The following is a 16,674-nucleotide window of genomic DNA, read 5'->3' on the forward strand; positions in this document are numbered from 1 at the left end:
ATTTTAATAGGACAAGCGTGCCGGAGTTTGACTGGGAACAAGCGGACCCGCAGGTCGGCGCGTTAGGCAGCATGAAAAAACCCCGCTGAGATCGCTCTCGGCGGGGTTTGGTTTCGGCCTGAAACAAATTAGGGCTTGTGCCTGCTTAAAACTTGGTGCGAACGCCGAACAGGAAATTTCGGCCGGGCAGTGGCGAGACCTCTTTTAATACCGAGGTCGACAGGCGGATGTCCTCGTTCAACAGATTGCGCGCGATCATGAACCAGGTCAGGTCGACGCTGCCGATATGCTGGGTATACGACAGATTGGCATTGAGCTGGGTGTAACCTGGCGTGGCGTTCTGCTCGAAACTGGCGAGCCGGTCCTGGCTTTGGGCGCGCACCACCGACATGCCGGCGCGCACGGCGCCGCTGCGGTAGCCGACATCGGCCCCGAAGCGCGAGGCCGGCTGCAGCGGCAGGTTGCCGCCGTGGTCGAGCTTGCCGCGCGAGGTGTCGGCAAAGGCGCGCAGCGACAGGCCGGCGCCGTGCTGGTTGTAGGTCACTTCGGCTTCGGCGCCGCGGATGCTGGCGTCGGCCTGCTGGTAAATGCGCTGCAGCAGTTCCTCGCCCGGATTGCCTTCTTCATCCACCATGGCGCCGCTGATATTGCCGTAGATGAAATCCTTGACCTTGTTCTGGAACACGTTGGCCTTCCAGCGCACCAGGCCCGACACCTTCTGCAGCGACAGCTCGATATTGCGCGAGGTTTCCTTTTTAAAGTCGGCGTCGCCGATATCGAAGGTCGCGGTGGCGTCGTGCGGGCCGCCCGAATACAGTTCCTCTGTGGCCGGCGCGCGCTGCGCCACCGACACCGTGGCACCGGTCGCGTAGCCGGGCATGAACGGCCACAGCGCGCCCACCGAATACGAACCGAGATCGAACTTGCGGTCCTGGTGGCCCAGCGGCTTGCGCTTGACCGACTCCAGGCGCGCGCCGGCATTGACCCGCACCGGGCCGAATTCGCGTTCCTCGACCAGGAAGGCCGCGCTCGAGGTCGAGTGCGTGACCGGCACCGTGTCCGGACCGCCTTCGCCGCTCAGGGCGCTGAAGTGGGTATTCTCGGTCTGCATGCCCAGGGTGCCGTGCCAGCCGGCCAGCGGCGCATGGGTCAGCTCGGCGCGGGTTTCCAGCGCGCGATTCTTGAACAGCACTTCCGGATGGTTGTCGTCGTCCAGTTCGGCATGGTCGTAATCGGTATAGCCGAACTTGATCCTGATGTTCTCGACGCCGGCGAACGGCATCTTGAACAGGGCATCGGCATCGTAGCGGATCTGCGACTGGTCGATCTGCGAGCCTTCCAGGCTGGGGATGCCGTAGCGGTTGTTGAGCGTGGCCACCGACACGCCGGCATGGCCCCAGTCGCCGATGACCGAGGCGCCGGCGCCGACCGTATCCTGGCGCGTGAACGATTGCGGCAAGCGGCCCGAGGCCGAGGCCGGGTCGCCCGGCACGCGGTTGTCGGGAATCTTGTAGTCGTCGGCGCGGCGGATATTGCCATCGATGTGCAGGCCGATATTGCCGACCGCACCGTCGAGTGCGCCCGAAGCGCTGCGGCCGCGGTCCACAGTGCCGTAGCGGGTCTCGAACTGGCCGGCCGGCCTGGCTTCGAGCGCGGTCGGGATGCGTTCGTTGACCACGTTGACCAGGCCGCCGATCGCGCCCGAGCCGTACAGCAAGGCGGCCGGCCCGCGCAGGATTTCGATCTGGCGCGCCACGGCGCCGTCGGCCGACACCGCATGGTCATTCGACAGGCCGGAGACGTCGGCCACCGCCATGCCGTTTTCCAGCATCTTCACGCGCGAGCCTTCCAGCCCGCGGATGATGGGGCGCGAGGCGCCGGCGCCGAAGCCCGAGGCGGACACGCCCAGTTCCTGCGACAGCGTTTCGCCGAGCGAGGAGCCGAGCTTGTCGCGCAGTTCGTCGCCGGACAGGATCTTGGCGGGCGCCAGAATCTGGTCGCCTTCGGACTTGCCGAAGGGGTTGGCGGTGACGATCACCTTGGGTACGACAGGATCGGCGGCGGCGGAAGCGGCGCCGGCAAGCTGGGCGTTGGCGTGGTTCAGGGCGGACAGGGCGGACAGAATCGCGCTGGCAAGCAGCGTACGTTGGACATTCATGTAAAAAACCTCAGGCAAACAAAAAGTGACAGACAGGCGCACGCGGGCAGGCCGCGCGCGGCCTGGCGTATGCACAGAAACAGGGTGTGGCTGTCAGGCCTGAGGTGGTCCGCGCGGCTCGAACGCGTTCAGCGTGCGGGCGCGCGCCGCCTGCGGGGAAATCGATGCGGCCGGCGCCAGCGCGGCGTCGGCGAAGATGAAACCGTGCGCATGGCTGGGCAGCGGTCCGGCCAGCTGGGCGAACGCCAGACACTGGTCGCAGCTCTGGTCGCGGGCGATGGCGCGCGAGAGCGCACTGCCCTCCGCGTCAGGCCGCGCCTGGGCCGAGGCCTGCGCCTGGCCGCCGGCGGCTGTGCTCCAGTGCGACATCACGTGCATGGTCGCCATCTGCTGCGACATCAGCAGCAGAAGCGACAACAGGATGCGAATGGAGAACTGGCGGGTCATGGTGCCAATATTGTAAAGCGATCAGGCACTTTGCGGCACTTTTTTTGCCAGCAGTGCGGCGTCGGCCATCTGGCGCAGGTAATCGGGCACCTTGGCCGCGCTCAGTTTGTTCATCGATACCAGCAGCTGGGGCGCGAGCGACCCGAAGCCGTAGGTGTCGCCCAGATGGCGCGCGATGTGGATCAGCACCTCGGCCGCCACTTCTGCATCGGACTCGGCGCGGTGGGCGGCGCTGCGAAAGCGGATGCCGAGCTGGCCCGACAACAGGCCCAGCTTGTAGCTCGACAAGCCCGGAAACACCCGGCGCGACAGCTTGAGCGAACACACCAGCCCCTCGTGCGCCGTCGCCAGGCCCAGCCGCTCCGCCTCGGCCTTGAGGAATTTCTCGTCGAAGCTGGCGTTATGGGCCGACAGGGCGTCGCAGCCGATGAAGTCGAGCAGTTGCGGCAGCACCCGATCGACCGGCGGCGCCGCATCGACCATGGCCTGGGAAATGCCGGTCAGCTGGGAAATAAAGTAGGGAATGCGCGCGCCGCAATTGACCAGCGACACATAGCGCTCGGTCACGCGGCCGTCGACGATGCGCAGCGCCGCCACCTCGGTGATGCGGTCGCCGCTGGCCGGCGACAAACCCGTGGTCTCGAAATCGAGCATGACGATCGGTTTCTCGAACACGGCGCGTCCTAACCGAACTTGCGCACGGCGTCGAGCGCGAGGCCGGCGCCGATGCTGCCGAACAGGTCGCCTTCGACCTTGAGCGCGTTCGGCACCAGCGCGCCTATGCGCTCGCGCAACATGCGCACGCCGCTCGAGCCGCCGGTGAAGAACACGGTGTCCACAGCATCAGGGGACACGCCGGCATCGGCCAGCAGTTTGAGCACCGTCTGGTCGATGCTGCCGACCAGGTGGCTGATGGCCTGGTCGAACTCGCTGCGCTGCAGCAGCAGGTCGACCGGGGGCGACAGGCGCTCCAGCGCGAGCGTGGCGCTGGCGGCGTCGGACAGGGCGATCTTGCCCTCTTCCACCTGCATCGCCAGCCAGTGGCCGGAGCGCTCCTCGATCAGGCGCTGCAGGCGGCCCAGCTTGTCCGGCTCGCGGGCGTCGCGCGCCACGTCGGCCAATTGCGCCGCCGCCTTCTTGGTGTAGGCCAGGTTGATGGTGTGCCAGGTCGCCAGGTTGAAGAAATAGCTCGACGGAATCGCGCTATTGTTATTGAGCAAGGTCTGGTAACCGAGCAGCGGCATCACCGACGCCAGGCTCAGGTATTTGTCGAAGTCGGTGCCGCCGATGTGCACGCCGCCGGTGGCGAGGATATCGTCGCGCCGCTCGGCCTTCAGGGCCCGTTCGGGCGACAGGCGCACCAGCGAAAAGTCGGAGGTACCGCCGCCGATGTCGGCAATCAGCACCAGTTCCTCGCGCCGGATCTGCGACTCGTAGTCGAAGGCGGCCGCGATCGGCTCGTACTGGAAGGCCACGTGCTCGAAGCCGACCGAACGCGCCACCTCGGCCAGGGTATCCTCGGCCAGGCGGTCGGCGGCCGTGCTGTCGTCGATGAAGAACACGGGACGGCCGAACACGGCCGAGTTGAAGCTGCGCCCCGCTTCGCGCTCGGCGCGGCGCTTGACCTCGCCGATGAAGTGCGAGAGCAGCATGCGGAACGGCAGCGCGCGCCCGCCGACCTCGGTCTGGCCGTCGATCAGGCTGGTGCCGAGCAAGCTCTTGAGCGAGCGCATGAGGCGCCCCTCGTAGCCGGCAAGGTAGCCTGCCAGGGCCGCGCGGCCATAGCTGACCTCCTCGTCCTCGGCGTTAAAAAACACCACCGAGGGCAAGGTAGCCTTGCCATCCTCGAGGGCGAGCAGAGCCGACTGACCGGGGCGGACCCAGCCTACTGTTGAGTTTGACGTTCCGAAATCGACGCCGCAAGCATTCGCCATGGTACCCTTTAGATTAAGGGGCGATATTATACCAGAGTATGGCTGAAGCGGGCATTCCCTTGGATTGTCGCCGTGGAGCAACTGAAAAGCACCGATTCCTCCCTTACCAAATTTCTCTACAGTAAAAGTATTGCCACATAGCAAGCCAGGGTCTACACTGGGCAGTCCAACAAGGATTGTTATCCAGAAGAAATTAATGACCCACACCCCCGCGCCGCTGCATCCGAGCATTGCCGACCTCAAGGAGCTGATCCATAGCGAAGCGCGCCGTGTCACCTCGTATGACGTGGCCAGCGCGGCGGGCGTGTCGCAGTCGGCCGTGTCGCGCTGCTTCAAGCCGGGCGCGAGCGTGTCGAAGGCGACCTTCGCGCGCGTCATGCAGGCCGCGGCCGAGCTCGACTATACGCCGAACGCGGCCGCGCGCAGCCTGATCACGCGCCGCTCCAACCTGATCGCGGTGGTGCTGTCGGACATCGTCACCCTGCACTATCCCCAGATCCTGTCCGAGCTGAGCCGGCAGTTCGGCCAGCACGGCATGCGCGTGCTGCTGTTTTCGCTGGCGCGCGAAGGCGATATCGGCGCCACCCTGGCCGATGTCTGGCAGCACCAGGTCGACGGCGCGGTGCTGGCCGCCACCCTGACCCACGAGCAGGCCGCCGAATTCGAGCGGCGCCGCATTCCCTTCGTGCTGTTCAACCGCACCCTGCGCGACCGCACCGTCAACGCCGTCGTGTGCGACCAGGTGGAAGGGGCGCGCCTGCTGGTGTCGCGCCTGGCGGCGGGCGGGCACAAGTGTTTCGCCATGATCGATGGCCCGCACGACTCGGCCATCGCGCAGGACCGCAAGCGCGGGGTGGCCGGACGCCTGGCCGAGCTGGGCCTGGCCGCGCCCCTGATCGTCAGCGGCGACTACGACTACGCCAGCGGCGGGCGCGGCCTGCGCGACATCATCGCCGGCCTGGGCCGGCTGCCCGACGCGGTCATGTGCGGCAACGACATCATGGCCATCGGCTGCCTGGACACGGCGCGCCACGACCTGGGGCTGGACGTGCCGCGCCAGCTGTCGGTCACCGGCTTCGACGGCATGGCGCCGGCCGGATGGCTCAGCTACAACCTGACCACCCTGCGCCAGCCGGTGCAGACCATGACCCTGGCCGCCAGCGCGATGCTGACCGGCCTCATCTGCACCAGCACGGGCTGCCCCGAGCGGCGCGTGTTTTCCGCCACCGTGGTCGAGGGCGCCACGGCGCGCCTGGGACCGGGCGCCTGAGACCAGGTCGCCGCCCGCCGCAAAAAGTTCCGTCCAATACGCACCCGCTTGACCCGCGCCAAAGCGCGCATGGCGGGGAATCGTGCGCCGGGGCCCGCTCGCTATAGTCATCCGTGACATCGATGCACGGAGAGCCTGATGAGCGTGACGATCTTGCCCGGCCAGGACGAGTTGGCCCATGACGAACAGCACACCCACCCGCACGGCTGGCGGCGCTGGCTGTACGCGACCAACCACAAGGATATCGGCACGCTCTACCTGTGGTTTTCGCTCGGCATGTTCATGGCCGGGGGCGTACTGGCCCTTTTCATCCGGCTCGAACTGTTCCAGCCCGGCCTGCAGTTCTTTTATCCCGAGCTGTACAACCAGTTCGTCACCGTGCACGGCCTGGTGATGGTGTTCGGGGCCATCATGCCGGCCTTCGTCGGCTTCGCCAACTGGATGATTCCCCTGCAGATCGGCGCCTCCGACATGGCGTTTGCGCGCATGAACAATTTTTCGTTCTGGCTGCTGCCGCCGGCGGCCGTGCTGCTGCTGGCGGCCTTCTTCACCGGCGGCGGCGCCAGCGCGTCCGGCTGGACCCTGTACCCGCCGCTGTCGCTGCAAATGGGCGCGGGGATGGACCTGACCATCTTCGCCATCCACCTGATGGGCGCCTCGTCGATCATGGGCGCCATCAACATCATCACCACCATCCTCAACATGCGCGCGCCCGGCATGCGCCTGATGAAGATGCCGATGTTCTGCTGGACATGGCTCATTACCGCCTACCTCTTGATCGCCGTCATGCCGGTGCTGGCGTGCGCGGTGACCATGCTGCTCACCGACCGCCACTTCGGCACCACCTTCTTCAACGCGGCCGGCGGGGGCGACCCGATCATGTTCCAGCACATCTTCTGGTTCTTCGGCCACCCGGAGGTGTACATCATGATCCTGCCCGGCTTCGGCATGATCTCGCACATCATTCCCGCCTTCGCGCGCAAGCCGCTGTTCGGCTACGCCTCGATGGTGTACGCCACCGCCGCCATCGCCATCGTGTCGTTCATCGTCTGGGCGCACCACATGTTCACCACCGGCATGCCGGTCACGGCCCAGCTGTTCTTCATGTACGCCACCATGCTGGTGGCCGTGCCGACCGGGGTCAAGGTATTCAACTGGATCGCGACCATGTGGAAAGGCTCGCTGACCCTGGAGACGCCGATGCTGTTCGCCATCGGCTTCATCTGGGTGTTCACCATCGGCGGCCTGTCCGGCCTGCTGCTGGCGGTCGTTCCCATCGATATCCAGGTGCATGACACCTACTATGTCGTGGCGCACTTCCACTACGTGCTGGTGGCCGGCTCGCTGTTCTGCCTGTTCGCCGGCTTTTACTACTGGGTGCCGAAATGGACCGGCCACATGTACAACGAATGGCGAGGAAAATTCCATTTCTGGAACTCGCTCATCTGGGTCAACGTGACCTTCTTCCCGATGCACTTCCTGGGACTGGCCGGCATGCCGCGCCGCTATGCCGACTACGCCACGCAGTTCACGGACTTCCACATGCTCACCTCGGTTGGCGCGTTTCTGTTCGGACTGACACAGGCATACTGGCTGTTTGCCGTCGTGCTGCCCACCGTGCGCGGGGGCGAGAAGGCCGCGGACAAGCCGTGGGATGGCGCGGAAGGGCTCGAATGGACGGTCCCCAGTCCCGCCCCCTTCCACACCTTTGAAACGCCGCCGCTGGTCAAGTAACACCAATGGAACGCGAATGGCTATTGAAGAAAAACTGTTCGATGTCGCCGCGCCAGGTGGGCGTGGCGTATGGCTTGCTGTGCCTGTTCCTGCTGGTGATCGGGCTGGGGTTTGCGCTGCATGGCGCCTGGTTCGTGCTGGTTTTTGCGCTGCTCGACATCGGCGTGCTGGCGGCGGCGCTGCTGTGCTACGCGCGCCACGCGGGCGACCGCGAGCGGATCGCCCTCAGTGACGGCTGCCTGCTCGTCGAGCGGGTCGAGGCGGGCCAGGTAAGGAGCATCCGGCTGGAGGCGTGCTGGACCCGCATCGGCATGCCGGACCGCCAGCGCAGCCTGATCGCGCTGGAATCGCGTGGGGTGCGGGTCGAGATCGGCGGCTTTATCGGGGAAGAATTGCGGGAGCAGGTGGCGCAGGAATTGCGCCGAGAACTGCGCAAGACAGCGTTCTTGCGTTAAGAAAAACAGGTGCGTGGCCGCGTTGCCGCGCGCACCGTGCACCTGCGTCAGAACTCGTCCCACTCCTCGGCCGCCGGCGCTTTCGTCAGCGCCGGCTTGGGCTTCGTTACCGCCAGGTGCGACGACGGGGTCGACCGCGCCACCGGTGCCGCGCTGCGTGGGGCGGCGCCGTTGTGCCGGTCGTCGAGCTTGAAGACATTCACCGCGCGCGCCAGCTGCGTGGCCTGGAACTGCAGGCTTTCCGCCGCCGCGGCCGCTTCTTCCACCAGCGCCGCATTTTGCTGGGTCACGCCATCCATTTCGGCAATCGCCTGGTTGACCTGGGAAATACCCTGGCTCTGTTCGCCCGTGGCCACCGTGATCTCGGCGATGATGGCATTGACCCGGCCGACGCTGGCCACCACCTGCTCCATCGTGGAGCCGGCTTCGTCGACCTGGCGGCTGCCGATGGCCACCTTGCCCACCGAATCGTCGATCAGGGCCTTGATTTCCTTGGCCGCCGCCGCGCTGCGCTGGGCCAGGTTGCGCACTTCCGACGCCACGACCGCAAAGCCGCGCCCCTGTTCGCCCGCGCGCGCCGCTTCCACCGCGGCGTTCAGGGCCAAAATATTGGTCTGGAAGGCAATCCCATCGATGACGCTGATGATGTCGACGATCTTGTTGGACGACTCGTTAATCGAGGTCATCGTGGCAATCACCTGCGACACCGCCGCCCCGCTCTTGCGCGCCACGTCCGAGGCCGATGCCGCCAGCTGGTTGGCCTGCTTGGCGTTTTCGGCATTGTCCCTGACGGTCGCGGTCAGCTCTTCGATCGAGGCTGCCGTTTCCTCCAGCGAACTGGCCTGCTGCTCGGTGCGCGCCGACAAGTCGTTGTTGCCCTGCGCGATTTCGGAACTGGACTGGGCCACGTTGTCGGCGCTTTCGTGCACCTGCACCAGCACGGTATGGATCTTGGCCACGAAGGCATTGAAGCCGGCACCGATGACGGCCAGTTCATCCTTGCCGTGCACGTCGAGCCGCACCCGCAGGTCGGCCTCGCCCGAGGACAGGTTGGTCATCGTCTGGCCCAGGGTGCGCAGCGGACGGGTCAGGCGCGACACCACCAGCACCAGGATGCCGGCCGTGGCCAGCGCGCAGACCAGCGCGACGATCAGGGTGTACAGCAGCAATTCGCGCGCCGGCGCCGTGGCCACGCTCTTCGGAAAACTCAGTTCCACGCTCCAGGGCGCGATCTCCGGGTGGATCGAGAGCGGCTGCAGCAGCCGGATGTTGCCCCGGCCATCGTCAAATTCGTAGGCCTGGCCCTGGCGGATGCGTTCGAGCGCGGCCGGCGGCAAGTCGTCGGCCGGCTTGCCCAGGCGCGCCGGCAGCGGATTGCTGGCATACAAGCCACCGTTGGAGATCAGCGACAATTTGCCGCCCTCGATGACCTTCAGTTCGGCCAGGATCGTGGTCAGGCGCGGCAGCATGAAGTCGGCGCTGGCTGTGCCGATGAACTTGCCCTCAATCATGATCGGCGACACCAGGGACGCCATCAGCACATCCTTGCCCGCCACCGGATACACGTACGGCTCGGTAAAATAGACCTTGCCGCTGCGCTTGGGAATGTCGTACCAGTCGTTGGCGCCGGCATCGGTGCCGAACACGATCGGTTCGACATTGACTTCATTCTTGGCATTGCGGGTGAAATACGGCATGAAGCGGCCGCTGGCGTCGTAATGCGGCTTCTTGTCGGCGAACTCGGCATCCTTGGCGTCGAGTGCGTTCGGCTCGAAGGTCACCGCCGCGCCGATCAGGTCTTCCGTCCCCAGCAGGGTCGCCTTGGTCAGCTCGTAGATCTGCTCGCGCTGCAAGGGCTGGCCCAGCGCCTTGGTCGAGCGCATCGCCGAGCCGAGGCTGATGATGCTGGCCAGGTTGGTCGACAGCCGGCTCTGCAGCGCGCCAACGACCTCGCGCGAGGAGGTGCGCGCCAGTTCCATGGCCGCCGCTTCCGCGCTGGCGCTGCTCTTGAAGCCGATCACGGCCGCCGTCACGCCCAGGCTCAACACCACCAGCGCGGTGGCGGCGATACAAATCTTGCTGTTCAGCGAAAGACCCGATCCGAATGCTGCCATGGTTTTCTTATCCTCTTCGGTATTATTGGTCATCAAAATGTCTTGGTCAGCGCCAGCACAAAGGTTCCGACGGCCGGATTCGATACCGCCACCTTGCCGGATGAATCGGCAATGCCGAGCGTGTAGGCGTCGTACGCATTGGTGGCGCCGCGCGCCTTGGTGTACGCGCCTGACACGGTCCAGCCGCCGTCGAAGGCCTTGCTCACGCCCACCTTCGCATCGCGCCAGTTCCAGATATCGTTGCCGGCGCCATCGACCCGGCCATCGCCGGCATGCAGGTTCAGCGTATACCCCGAGCCGAGGTCGACATTCGCGCCCACGTCCAGGTAACCGGTGCCGCGCGCATTGGTGATGCCGAAGAAATCCTTGGTATAGGTGCTGTTGTACTTGGCGTAGAAAAATTTGTACGTCATGCCCAGCGACAGTTCGCCGTAGTCGTACGACACGCCGGTGGCGTTGTACCTGGCACCGGGATATTTGTAGTAGTACAGGAGCGCGCTGTAGCCGATGGGACCGGCCGTGCCGGTGTAGCCGCCGTACATGTCGACTTCGAGCGTGCCGTCTTCGACGAAGCGGTTGCTGACGGTCGACATCCAGATCCCGGCCGAGAGCCCGCTGGGATGGCCGATATCGAACCCGCCCTGCAGCGCAGGCTTGCCCCAGGTCTGGCGGAAGCCCCGCGAAATGTACTGCGACGCCAGGGTGACGTTGGCGGTCATGGTGGTCGCGGGCGCCGCCGCGGCCGGTTTGGCATCGGCCGGGGTGCTCTGGGCAGATGCCTGGGAAGCTAGCGCGAGCAGGGTGACGAAAGAAAGGGCGTAACGCTGTTTGACGATAGAAGGCATCTTGAATTTTCCGTAAGGTTACTGGACACGCAAGGGCAAGCGCACCAGGTACATCTTGAGCGAAGAGTCAGACGAGGGTCAGGTCAAACGTGCGGCTGTATCTGCCGGCGGAGTTGGGGCCGGCAACGGCACCCGGTGCTGCTGGGGCTCGGAACAAAGTGGACTTGCGCATGCGCAGGCCATGCGCCAAGGATAGGCGCGAGCGCGCGCCAATGTCAAACGTGTTGCACTCAGAGAAGGGAATCCGTTGTATAACGGAGAGTGGAAGCCAGACAAGGCATCTGCTGGCCAACTGCGTGCGCTCCACTACCAGCGAGCGGATGCCGAACGGCGCTTTGAAACGTTGCCGCAAGCGTGTCGGCAACGCGGCACACGCTGCGGCGTGCCCTGGCGACAGCGCGTGGGCGTGGCCCGCGCGCTTGCCTGCTTACGGTGCGGCGCCCGGCGCCTTGCCCGTGCCGTACACCGTCTCCAGCGCCAGCGCTTCGCTCGCGCGGTAGATCGTATCGTGGCGCTCTGTCGGCATCGGCTGATAGGTCCAGCTGACGCTGGCCGGCGCGTGGGCGCGCAGCGATGCCGCCAGGCGCGCCGTGCCGGGCACGATGTTCTCCTCATCGGCCGAGGTCAGGAAAATCTTCGTCGGCTTTTTCGGCAGTGCCTTGATGCGCGCATCCGCGGCGCGCACCAGCGCTTCGTCATTCCACCAGACGCTCGGGCTGATCGCCACGTAGCGGTCGAACAGTTCCGGCTCGGCCAGCAAGGTCTCGACGATGAACAGGCCCGCCAGCGACTCGCCCACGATGCCGCTGTCGGCCGTGGTGCGGTAGTGCGAGCGGATGTGCGGCATCAGCTCGGTGCGGATGAACTGGCGAAATGCCGCCGACCCGCCCACGCGGATCGCGATTTTCCTGTCGTTCGCCACCGTGGTCGGTCCCGTGAGGTCGCGCCGCCGCTCCGTGTTTTCAATGCCCACCAACAGCACCGGCATCATGCGCCCGGCTGCCACCAGCGTCTGCACGGTCTCGGCCACGTGCGGAAAGTCTTCGGCATTGCCGCCGTCCGGCATGTAGAGCACCGGCAAGGGGGCTCCCGTTTCTCCGCCGTGACCGCTCGGCACGAACACATTGATACGCCGTGTTTCCGACAACACCTTCGAGTCGAGCGTGAACGTCTGCGACGCTACCGGCGCGGCAAACGACTGCATGGCGGCACAGCCAACCATCAAGGCAAACAGAGCATTTTTCATGGGAAGTCCAGAGTGGAAAGAGCAACATACTGCCACTAAAACATTGTCTATACAACATAGTTGACACAAACAATGCGTTGCACGGCCGCGCATGGCAAGCCGGGCCTGGCAACACGCCCGCAACAGCGCTCAAATCTGCGGCTTGATGGCCTTCTTCGGCTCCGGCTGCGGCGGCGCCGGGGGCCGCGCGGGGACGCCCCTGGTGGCGATGAAGTGCGATTTGACGTCGATCACCTTCAAGGTGAAGTCGTGCACCATGCCTTCGTACTCATAATAGCTGAGCACGATGCGCTTCCCGCATTGTTCGGGAAACGTGAGCGGCGCCGAGATGCTCAGGCCCGTCATGTGGAGGCGCTGCATGCGCAGGTCGCTGCACGGATTTTCCGGGTACTGGCCATGGAACTGCGCCCCTGCCCAGTCGTAGTCCCAGGAATAGACCCTCTGCGTGGATATGGGGGTAAACGACGGTTCGCCAAATTTTTTCTTCAGCGAGGCAAGCAAGTCCGCCATGGTCACCCGCGCGCCGGGTCCCATTTTCTGATAGCGGGCCACGAACCAGACAACGCCGCGCTCGTCCTGCAGCGCCACGAACTGGTCGGCGTAGCCATGGATGGAGCCGCCGTTCGTGTCGCCCGCGACCGCCTTGATCCCCTTGACCTCTCCGCCTTCGTAGTTCCACACGGTCGACATCGCGTAGGCATGGTTGGCCCGCTTGATGGCGATGCTCGCCTCGGACAGCGTGCTGCCGATTCGCACCCCGGAAATATCGTTTGCCGCGACGGACTGGGCAAACATGAGCGATAACACGGAAACCACGGCGCAACGAACCTTCATCAAATCCCAGCCTTTTATCGATATCGGACAAGGGGACATTCTATATCGCAACAAAAGCGGTCGTCATGCCGGATGCACTTATTTTCACACGCACCGGCGGCGCCTCAGGATGGCTTGTCCGGCGCCGCATTCGCGTCCGCCAGCACAAGCAGCTGATCGCGCACGCGCGGAAAATACGCAGGCCGTTCGCCGCGCGCGAGCAGCCGGTCGAACCAGGCGCCGTCGGCGGCCAGCCGGACCACTTCGAGCAACGGCGCGCCATCGGCGATCAGCGACACCGGCAGCGCAACGCTCCACGGACTCGCAGGATCCATGGTCAATGCGCCGTCGAGGTCGAAAAGGCCTGGACCAGCACCACGCCGCGCGGTATGTTCTGCAAAACATTGCAACTTGTACTATTCCGAAGGCGACCTCTGCTGATAAACTGCGCGGCGCGCACCGCCTGTCCTGTGCCCCTTACCCTCCGAAGACAATGACCCGACCATTTACCCTGCCCGTCCTCGCAAGCTCCTGTCTTCTCGCCCTCGCCGCTACCAGCGCCAGCGCCCAATCCGGCGCCCCGGTTCCCGCGACCGACGCCGAGATTGTCGCGATGATCAAGGCACGCGTCGATATCGATAAAAAAGGCAGCGGCATCGTGGTCGGCCTGATCGACCCGCGTGGCAGCCGGGTGATCTCGTACGGCTCGCTGAGCGTGGGTGGCGCACCGGTGGGCGCCGATTCGGTATTTGAAATCGGCTCGATCACCAAGGTATTTACCGCAACGCTGCTGAGCGACATGGTGCAGCGCGGCGAGGTCAAGCTGGACGACCCGATTGGCGCCTACCTGCCCGCGGGCGTCAAAACGCCGCTGTTCAAGGGCAAGCCGATCACCCTGCGCCAGCTGTCGGGGCACCTGTCTGGCTTACCGGGCATGCCGGCGAATCTGGCACCGGCCAATCCGGCCAACCCCTTTGCCGATTACACCGTGCCGCAAATGTACGCTGCCCTGAGTGCGTTCGAGCCCACGCGGGCCAGCGGCGAGATCTACGCCTATTCCAATTACGGCGTTGGCCTGCTTGGCCATATCCTCACCCTGCGCGCCGGGAACGATTTTGAAACCCTGGTACGCCAGCGCATCAACAAGCCGCTGGGCATGGACAGCACCGCCATTACCCTGAGCGCGGACATGACAAAGCGTCTCGCGACCGGCTACGGAATGCCCGGCGTGCCGGCCCAGAATTGGGACATGCCGGTACTGGCCGGCATGGGCGCCTTGCGTTCGACCACCGCCGACCTGCTCAAATTCGTCGGCGCCAATGCCGGCATTCTCCCCTCCCCGCTCTACCCTGCGATGCAGGCCGCGCACAAGCCGCAGCGGACCATCGACAAGCGCCCGGGCGAATCGATCGCTCTGGGCTGGCATATTCTTGACGCCCACGGTTCGCGCATCGTCTGGCATACCGGCGGCACGGCCGGTTACCGCACCTATATCGGGTTCGACCAGGACACCCGGCGCGGCGTTGTATTGATGTCGAACGCCCACAGCGGTTCCGAAGATATCGCGCGGCGCGCCCTCAACCGCGCCTTCCCCCTGACCGTGTACACCCCTCCTGCGGCAATGCTGGAGGCACTGGAAAAACGCGGTTACGAGCACATCGAAGCGATCTATCAGGAACTGCGCGCCAGCGACCCGCAGTTCAAACTCGGAGAACCGATGGTCAACCAGTGGGGCTACGAGATGCTCATGCAAGGCAAGCTGAAACAAAGCCTCGAGATCTTCAAGCTCAATGCCTCGCTTTACCCCGCCAGCAGCAATGTGTACGACAGCCTGGCCGAATCGTATGAAAAGAACGGACGCATGGAGGAAGCCATTGCCAGCTACCGGCGCGCGCTCGAGATCGATCCAGCGGCGAAGAACGCGCAGGACAACCTGAAAAGACTGGGCGTGCCGGCGCAAGGCGAACCGAAACAGGCCCAATAAGCGCGGGGCGCGCTCAGTCGCGCCGTCCGATCCAGCGCGCCAGCGTGTCGATCAAGCCGGTGGGGGCCTCACGATGGAAGGCCTCTGTCGCCGCAACGGGCTGCCGCAGAAAGCCGGCGCCTTCAAGCAGCATGGCCAGTTCAGCGACGAGCTGCTCGAACTCCACCCACAGCAGCTCGCGTCCGCCGATGTACACCTCCGTCAGTTGCGACTCCCACAGCTGCAGCGCGCCGTTGGCCGCAAGCGCGCTGCGCCAGACCGAAAAACACTCGCCGGCGTCATAGCGTCCGTTTGACAGGCGCCTCCACGCCGGATGCTCTCCGATCGTTCGGTCCAGCAGCCAGTTGAAATGCTCAAGAGGCGTTTTATCGTGGCGGCATTCGTCTTCCAGCGCCTTCCAGACCAGTTTCACGTCGACCGTATTCGCCCGTAGCACGAGAATCAGGTCCAGCATGTCCTTGAAGCGCGGCCGCACCAGGCATTGATGCAGCTTCCACGCCATCTGCAGTTCGGCCGCCACGCTTTTCTGCACCATGAACGGCGCGCCGAACCGGGGCCGGTACAACAAGGGCTGCGGCGGGGGCTCGAGCTTGAGGCCGAAACTGACATCCATGTCGCGGATCTCGAGCTTGTGCTCACCGATCCACGCGACGATATCGGTATTGACGGTCGGGAAATCGTCGTCCATCGCGTACTCGATCATGCGCAAGAAGGCATTTTCGGAAAAACTGCGAAAACGCACACCGTCATCGAGTTCGGTTTCCGTCACCGCCGTGAGCCATGCTGTCAGCACGCCGGCATCCACGCCGTCCAGCCCGACCCAATCGAGGTCGCCCGGAATGCGCCGCCAGCCCTCGTCAATCTGCTGGCTTGTGACATAACTCCCCTTGAGCATGAAAGGACCGTCCACCAGCGCGGCGCGCCTGAGAAAGGCTTCTTCCACCGCAATGCGCTGGGCGGTCGCTTCGGACAAGCCGCTGTGCGCCGCGTACTTACGTATGGTTGTCAGATCAATCTTCATCGTCATGCTCCAGCCATCCACTATCGAGAGTGAGATTGCTGTCGAAGACAACGCTTTCCCACTGCTGTTTTCCGATTATCCATCCGTGCGCAGCGATGGCATCGGCCAGGGCCGCAACGCGCCGGCGCAATGCGGCAAGGTCGCCCGTCTCGCGCAAGGTCACATAGCGGATGTCGCCGCCGCGGATGGCGTTGTTGGACAAATGGCCGCCGTATTGTTCGCTCACGGCCGCCAGCTGCATGCGGATCGGCTCCGGCACAGCCATGCGGCCGTGCCATTCAAAATAATGCTGGCGCCCGCCCTGTGCGCACGTCACGTCCGCCGACGCATCCTGCTCGATCTTGCAGCGCACCACCTCGAAACCGGATTGCGCGGCTTGGCCGGCCAGCGCCTGGGCGAAGCGGACCACCTCATCGAGCCCGCCATCGCGGCACAGGGTCAGCATCGGTTGCACCGGGTGGACCCCGCGCGCCAGTTCGATGACCATGGGCCTGGCGCCGATGGACGCGGCGTAGCGGTCGAACGCAGGCCACTGGGCCGCCGCGAGCGGCGCCGTCGTCAAGTGAATTTCATACATTGTGCTTCAGGCGGCGCGCGGTGCGAATTAACAGAAAGCAATATGATACAGCGGCCGCCATCAGGTAAGTCGACAA

15 protein-coding genes are annotated in these 16,674 nt (G+C 64.8%); 4 read left to right on the forward strand and 11 right to left on the reverse strand.

Annotation, left to right across the window (positions count from 1 at the left end):
• Positions 1–145: 145 nt before the first annotated feature.
• The 4 genes from RBA41_RS20200 to RBA41_RS20215 all read right to left on the reverse strand — a co-directional run bounded on the left by RBA41_RS20200 (position 146) and on the right by RBA41_RS20215 (position 4,539).
• Positions 146–2,158 carry a TonB-dependent receptor gene (locus RBA41_RS20200; RefSeq protein WP_306626051.1) on the reverse strand — a complete coding sequence of 671 codons (2,013 nt, stop codon included), beginning with the start codon at positions 2,156–2,158 and terminating at the stop codon, positions 146–148.
• A gap of 93 nt (positions 2,159–2,251) precedes the next feature.
• Positions 2,252–2,575 (reverse strand): hypothetical protein, encoded by a 324-nt coding sequence (locus RBA41_RS20205; RefSeq protein WP_306626052.1) that lies wholly within the window; start codon positions 2,573–2,575, stop codon positions 2,252–2,254.
• Positions 2,576–2,626: 51 nt separating this feature from the next.
• Positions 2,627–3,280, reverse strand: coding sequence for a 3'-5' exonuclease (locus RBA41_RS20210; protein WP_306626053.1), 654 nt, complete (start codon positions 3,278–3,280; stop codon positions 2,627–2,629).
• Between the two features lie 8 nt (positions 3,281–3,288).
• Positions 3,289–4,539, reverse strand: a complete 1,251-nt coding sequence (locus tag RBA41_RS20215) for an Hsp70 family protein (protein WP_306626054.1) — start codon at positions 4,537–4,539, stop codon at positions 3,289–3,291.
• A 196-nt stretch (positions 4,540–4,735) separates the two neighbouring features.
• Between RBA41_RS20215 and RBA41_RS20220 the strand changes: the two genes are divergently transcribed.
• The 3 genes from RBA41_RS20220 to RBA41_RS20230 all read left to right on the forward strand — a co-directional run bounded on the left by RBA41_RS20220 (position 4,736) and on the right by RBA41_RS20230 (position 7,998).
• Entirely contained in the window at positions 4,736–5,809 is a 1,074-nt protein-coding gene (locus RBA41_RS20220) for a LacI family DNA-binding transcriptional regulator (protein ID WP_306626055.1), read from the forward strand.
• Between the two features lie 138 nt (positions 5,810–5,947).
• Positions 5,948–7,543: a cytochrome c oxidase subunit I gene (gene ctaD / locus RBA41_RS20225; RefSeq protein WP_306626056.1), complete on the forward strand. Its 1,596-nt coding sequence runs from the start codon at positions 5,948–5,950 to the stop codon at positions 7,541–7,543.
• A 5-nt stretch (positions 7,544–7,548) separates the two neighbouring features.
• Complete coding sequence (locus RBA41_RS20230; RefSeq protein WP_306626057.1) at positions 7,549–7,998, forward strand: DUF2244 domain-containing protein; 450 nt, start codon at positions 7,549–7,551, stop codon at positions 7,996–7,998.
• 47 nt (positions 7,999–8,045) lie between these two features.
• On the opposite strand, the gene RBA41_RS20235 is transcribed toward RBA41_RS20230, so the two are convergent.
• The 5 genes from RBA41_RS20235 to RBA41_RS20255 form a co-directional block, all read right to left on the reverse strand.
• Positions 8,046–10,145, reverse strand: coding sequence for a methyl-accepting chemotaxis protein (locus tag RBA41_RS20235; protein ID WP_306626058.1), 2,100 nt, complete (start codon positions 10,143–10,145; stop codon positions 8,046–8,048).
• On the reverse strand, positions 10,145–10,957 hold the full coding sequence (locus RBA41_RS20240) for a TorF family putative porin (RefSeq protein ID WP_306626059.1): 813 nt from the start codon (positions 10,955–10,957) through the stop codon (positions 10,145–10,147). Before RBA41_RS20240 ends, RBA41_RS20235 begins: the two co-directional genes overlap by 1 nt.
• 427 nt (positions 10,958–11,384) lie before the next feature.
• Positions 11,385–12,203, reverse strand: a complete 819-nt coding sequence (locus RBA41_RS20245) for an alpha/beta hydrolase (protein ID WP_306626060.1) — start codon at positions 12,201–12,203, stop codon at positions 11,385–11,387.
• Positions 12,204–12,332: 129 nt separating this feature from the next.
• Positions 12,333–12,998 carry a hypothetical protein gene (locus RBA41_RS20250; RefSeq protein WP_306626061.1) on the reverse strand — a complete coding sequence of 222 codons (666 nt, stop codon included), beginning with the start codon at positions 12,996–12,998 and terminating at the stop codon, positions 12,333–12,335.
• Positions 12,999–13,141: 143 nt separating this feature from the next.
• Positions 13,142–13,351: a hypothetical protein gene (locus RBA41_RS20255; protein WP_306626062.1), complete on the reverse strand. Its 210-nt coding sequence runs from the start codon at positions 13,349–13,351 to the stop codon at positions 13,142–13,144.
• A 158-nt stretch (positions 13,352–13,509) separates the two neighbouring features.
• Here RBA41_RS20255 and RBA41_RS20260 point away from each other — a divergent pair, with 158 nt between their 5' ends.
• Positions 13,510–15,000 carry a serine hydrolase gene (locus RBA41_RS20260; protein ID WP_306626063.1) on the forward strand — a complete coding sequence of 497 codons (1,491 nt, stop codon included), beginning with the start codon at positions 13,510–13,512 and terminating at the stop codon, positions 14,998–15,000.
• Positions 15,001–15,013: 13 nt separating this feature from the next.
• Here RBA41_RS20260 and RBA41_RS20265 read toward each other — a convergent pair whose 3' ends face one another.
• Both RBA41_RS20265 and RBA41_RS20270 read right to left on the reverse strand, forming a co-directional pair.
• The gene (locus RBA41_RS20265; protein WP_306626064.1) at positions 15,014–16,021 is read right to left on the reverse strand and encodes a nucleotidyl transferase AbiEii/AbiGii toxin family protein; all 1,008 of its coding nucleotides are present in this window, start codon (positions 16,019–16,021) and stop codon (positions 15,014–15,016) included.
• Positions 16,011–16,598: a hypothetical protein gene (locus RBA41_RS20270; protein ID WP_306626065.1), complete on the reverse strand. Its 588-nt coding sequence runs from the start codon at positions 16,596–16,598 to the stop codon at positions 16,011–16,013. The genes RBA41_RS20265 and RBA41_RS20270 overlap by 11 nt, the downstream gene beginning before the upstream one ends.
• Positions 16,599–16,674: the final 76 nt, after the last annotated feature.

Origin of the sequence: Massilia scottii (assembly GCF_030846495.1) — a bacterium.
Lineage (GTDB): Bacteria > Pseudomonadota > Gammaproteobacteria > Burkholderiales > Burkholderiaceae_D > Telluria_A > Telluria_A violaceinigra.

Excerpts from the sequence above, each read along its gene's own strand:
- RBA41_RS20200 (WP_306626051.1), bottom strand. The coding sequence starts at position 2,158 with ATGAATGTCCAACGTACGCTGCTTGCCAGCGCGATTCTGTCCGCCCTG.
- RBA41_RS20215 (WP_306626054.1), bottom strand. The coding sequence starts at position 4,539 with ATGGCGAATGCTTGCGGCGTCGATTTCGGAACGTCAAACTCAACAGTA.
- RBA41_RS20220 (WP_306626055.1), top strand. The coding sequence starts at position 4,736 with ATGACCCACACCCCCGCGCCGCTGCATCCGAGCATTGCCGACCTCAAG.
- ctaD (WP_306626056.1), top strand. The coding sequence starts at position 5,948 with ATGAGCGTGACGATCTTGCCCGGCCAGGACGAGTTGGCCCATGACGAA.
- RBA41_RS20230 (WP_306626057.1), top strand. The coding sequence starts at position 7,549 with ATGGAACGCGAATGGCTATTGAAGAAAAACTGTTCGATGTCGCCGCGC.
- RBA41_RS20235 (WP_306626058.1), bottom strand. The coding sequence starts at position 10,145 with ATGACCAATAATACCGAAGAGGATAAGAAAACCATGGCAGCATTCGGA.
- RBA41_RS20240 (WP_306626059.1), bottom strand. The coding sequence starts at position 10,957 with ATGCCTTCTATCGTCAAACAGCGTTACGCCCTTTCTTTCGTCACCCTG.
- RBA41_RS20245 (WP_306626060.1), bottom strand. The coding sequence starts at position 12,203 with ATGAAAAATGCTCTGTTTGCCTTGATGGTTGGCTGTGCCGCCATGCAG.
- RBA41_RS20250 (WP_306626061.1), bottom strand. The coding sequence starts at position 12,998 with ATGTTTGCCCAGTCCGTCGCGGCAAACGATATTTCCGGGGTGCGAATC.
- RBA41_RS20255 (WP_306626062.1), bottom strand. The coding sequence starts at position 13,351 with ATGGATCCTGCGAGTCCGTGGAGCGTTGCGCTGCCGGTGTCGCTGATC.
- RBA41_RS20260 (WP_306626063.1), top strand. The coding sequence starts at position 13,510 with ATGACCCGACCATTTACCCTGCCCGTCCTCGCAAGCTCCTGTCTTCTC.
- RBA41_RS20265 (WP_306626064.1), bottom strand. The coding sequence starts at position 16,021 with ATGAAGATTGATCTGACAACCATACGTAAGTACGCGGCGCACAGCGGC.
- RBA41_RS20270 (WP_306626065.1), bottom strand. The coding sequence starts at position 16,598 with ATGTATGAAATTCACTTGACGACGGCGCCGCTCGCGGCGGCCCAGTGG.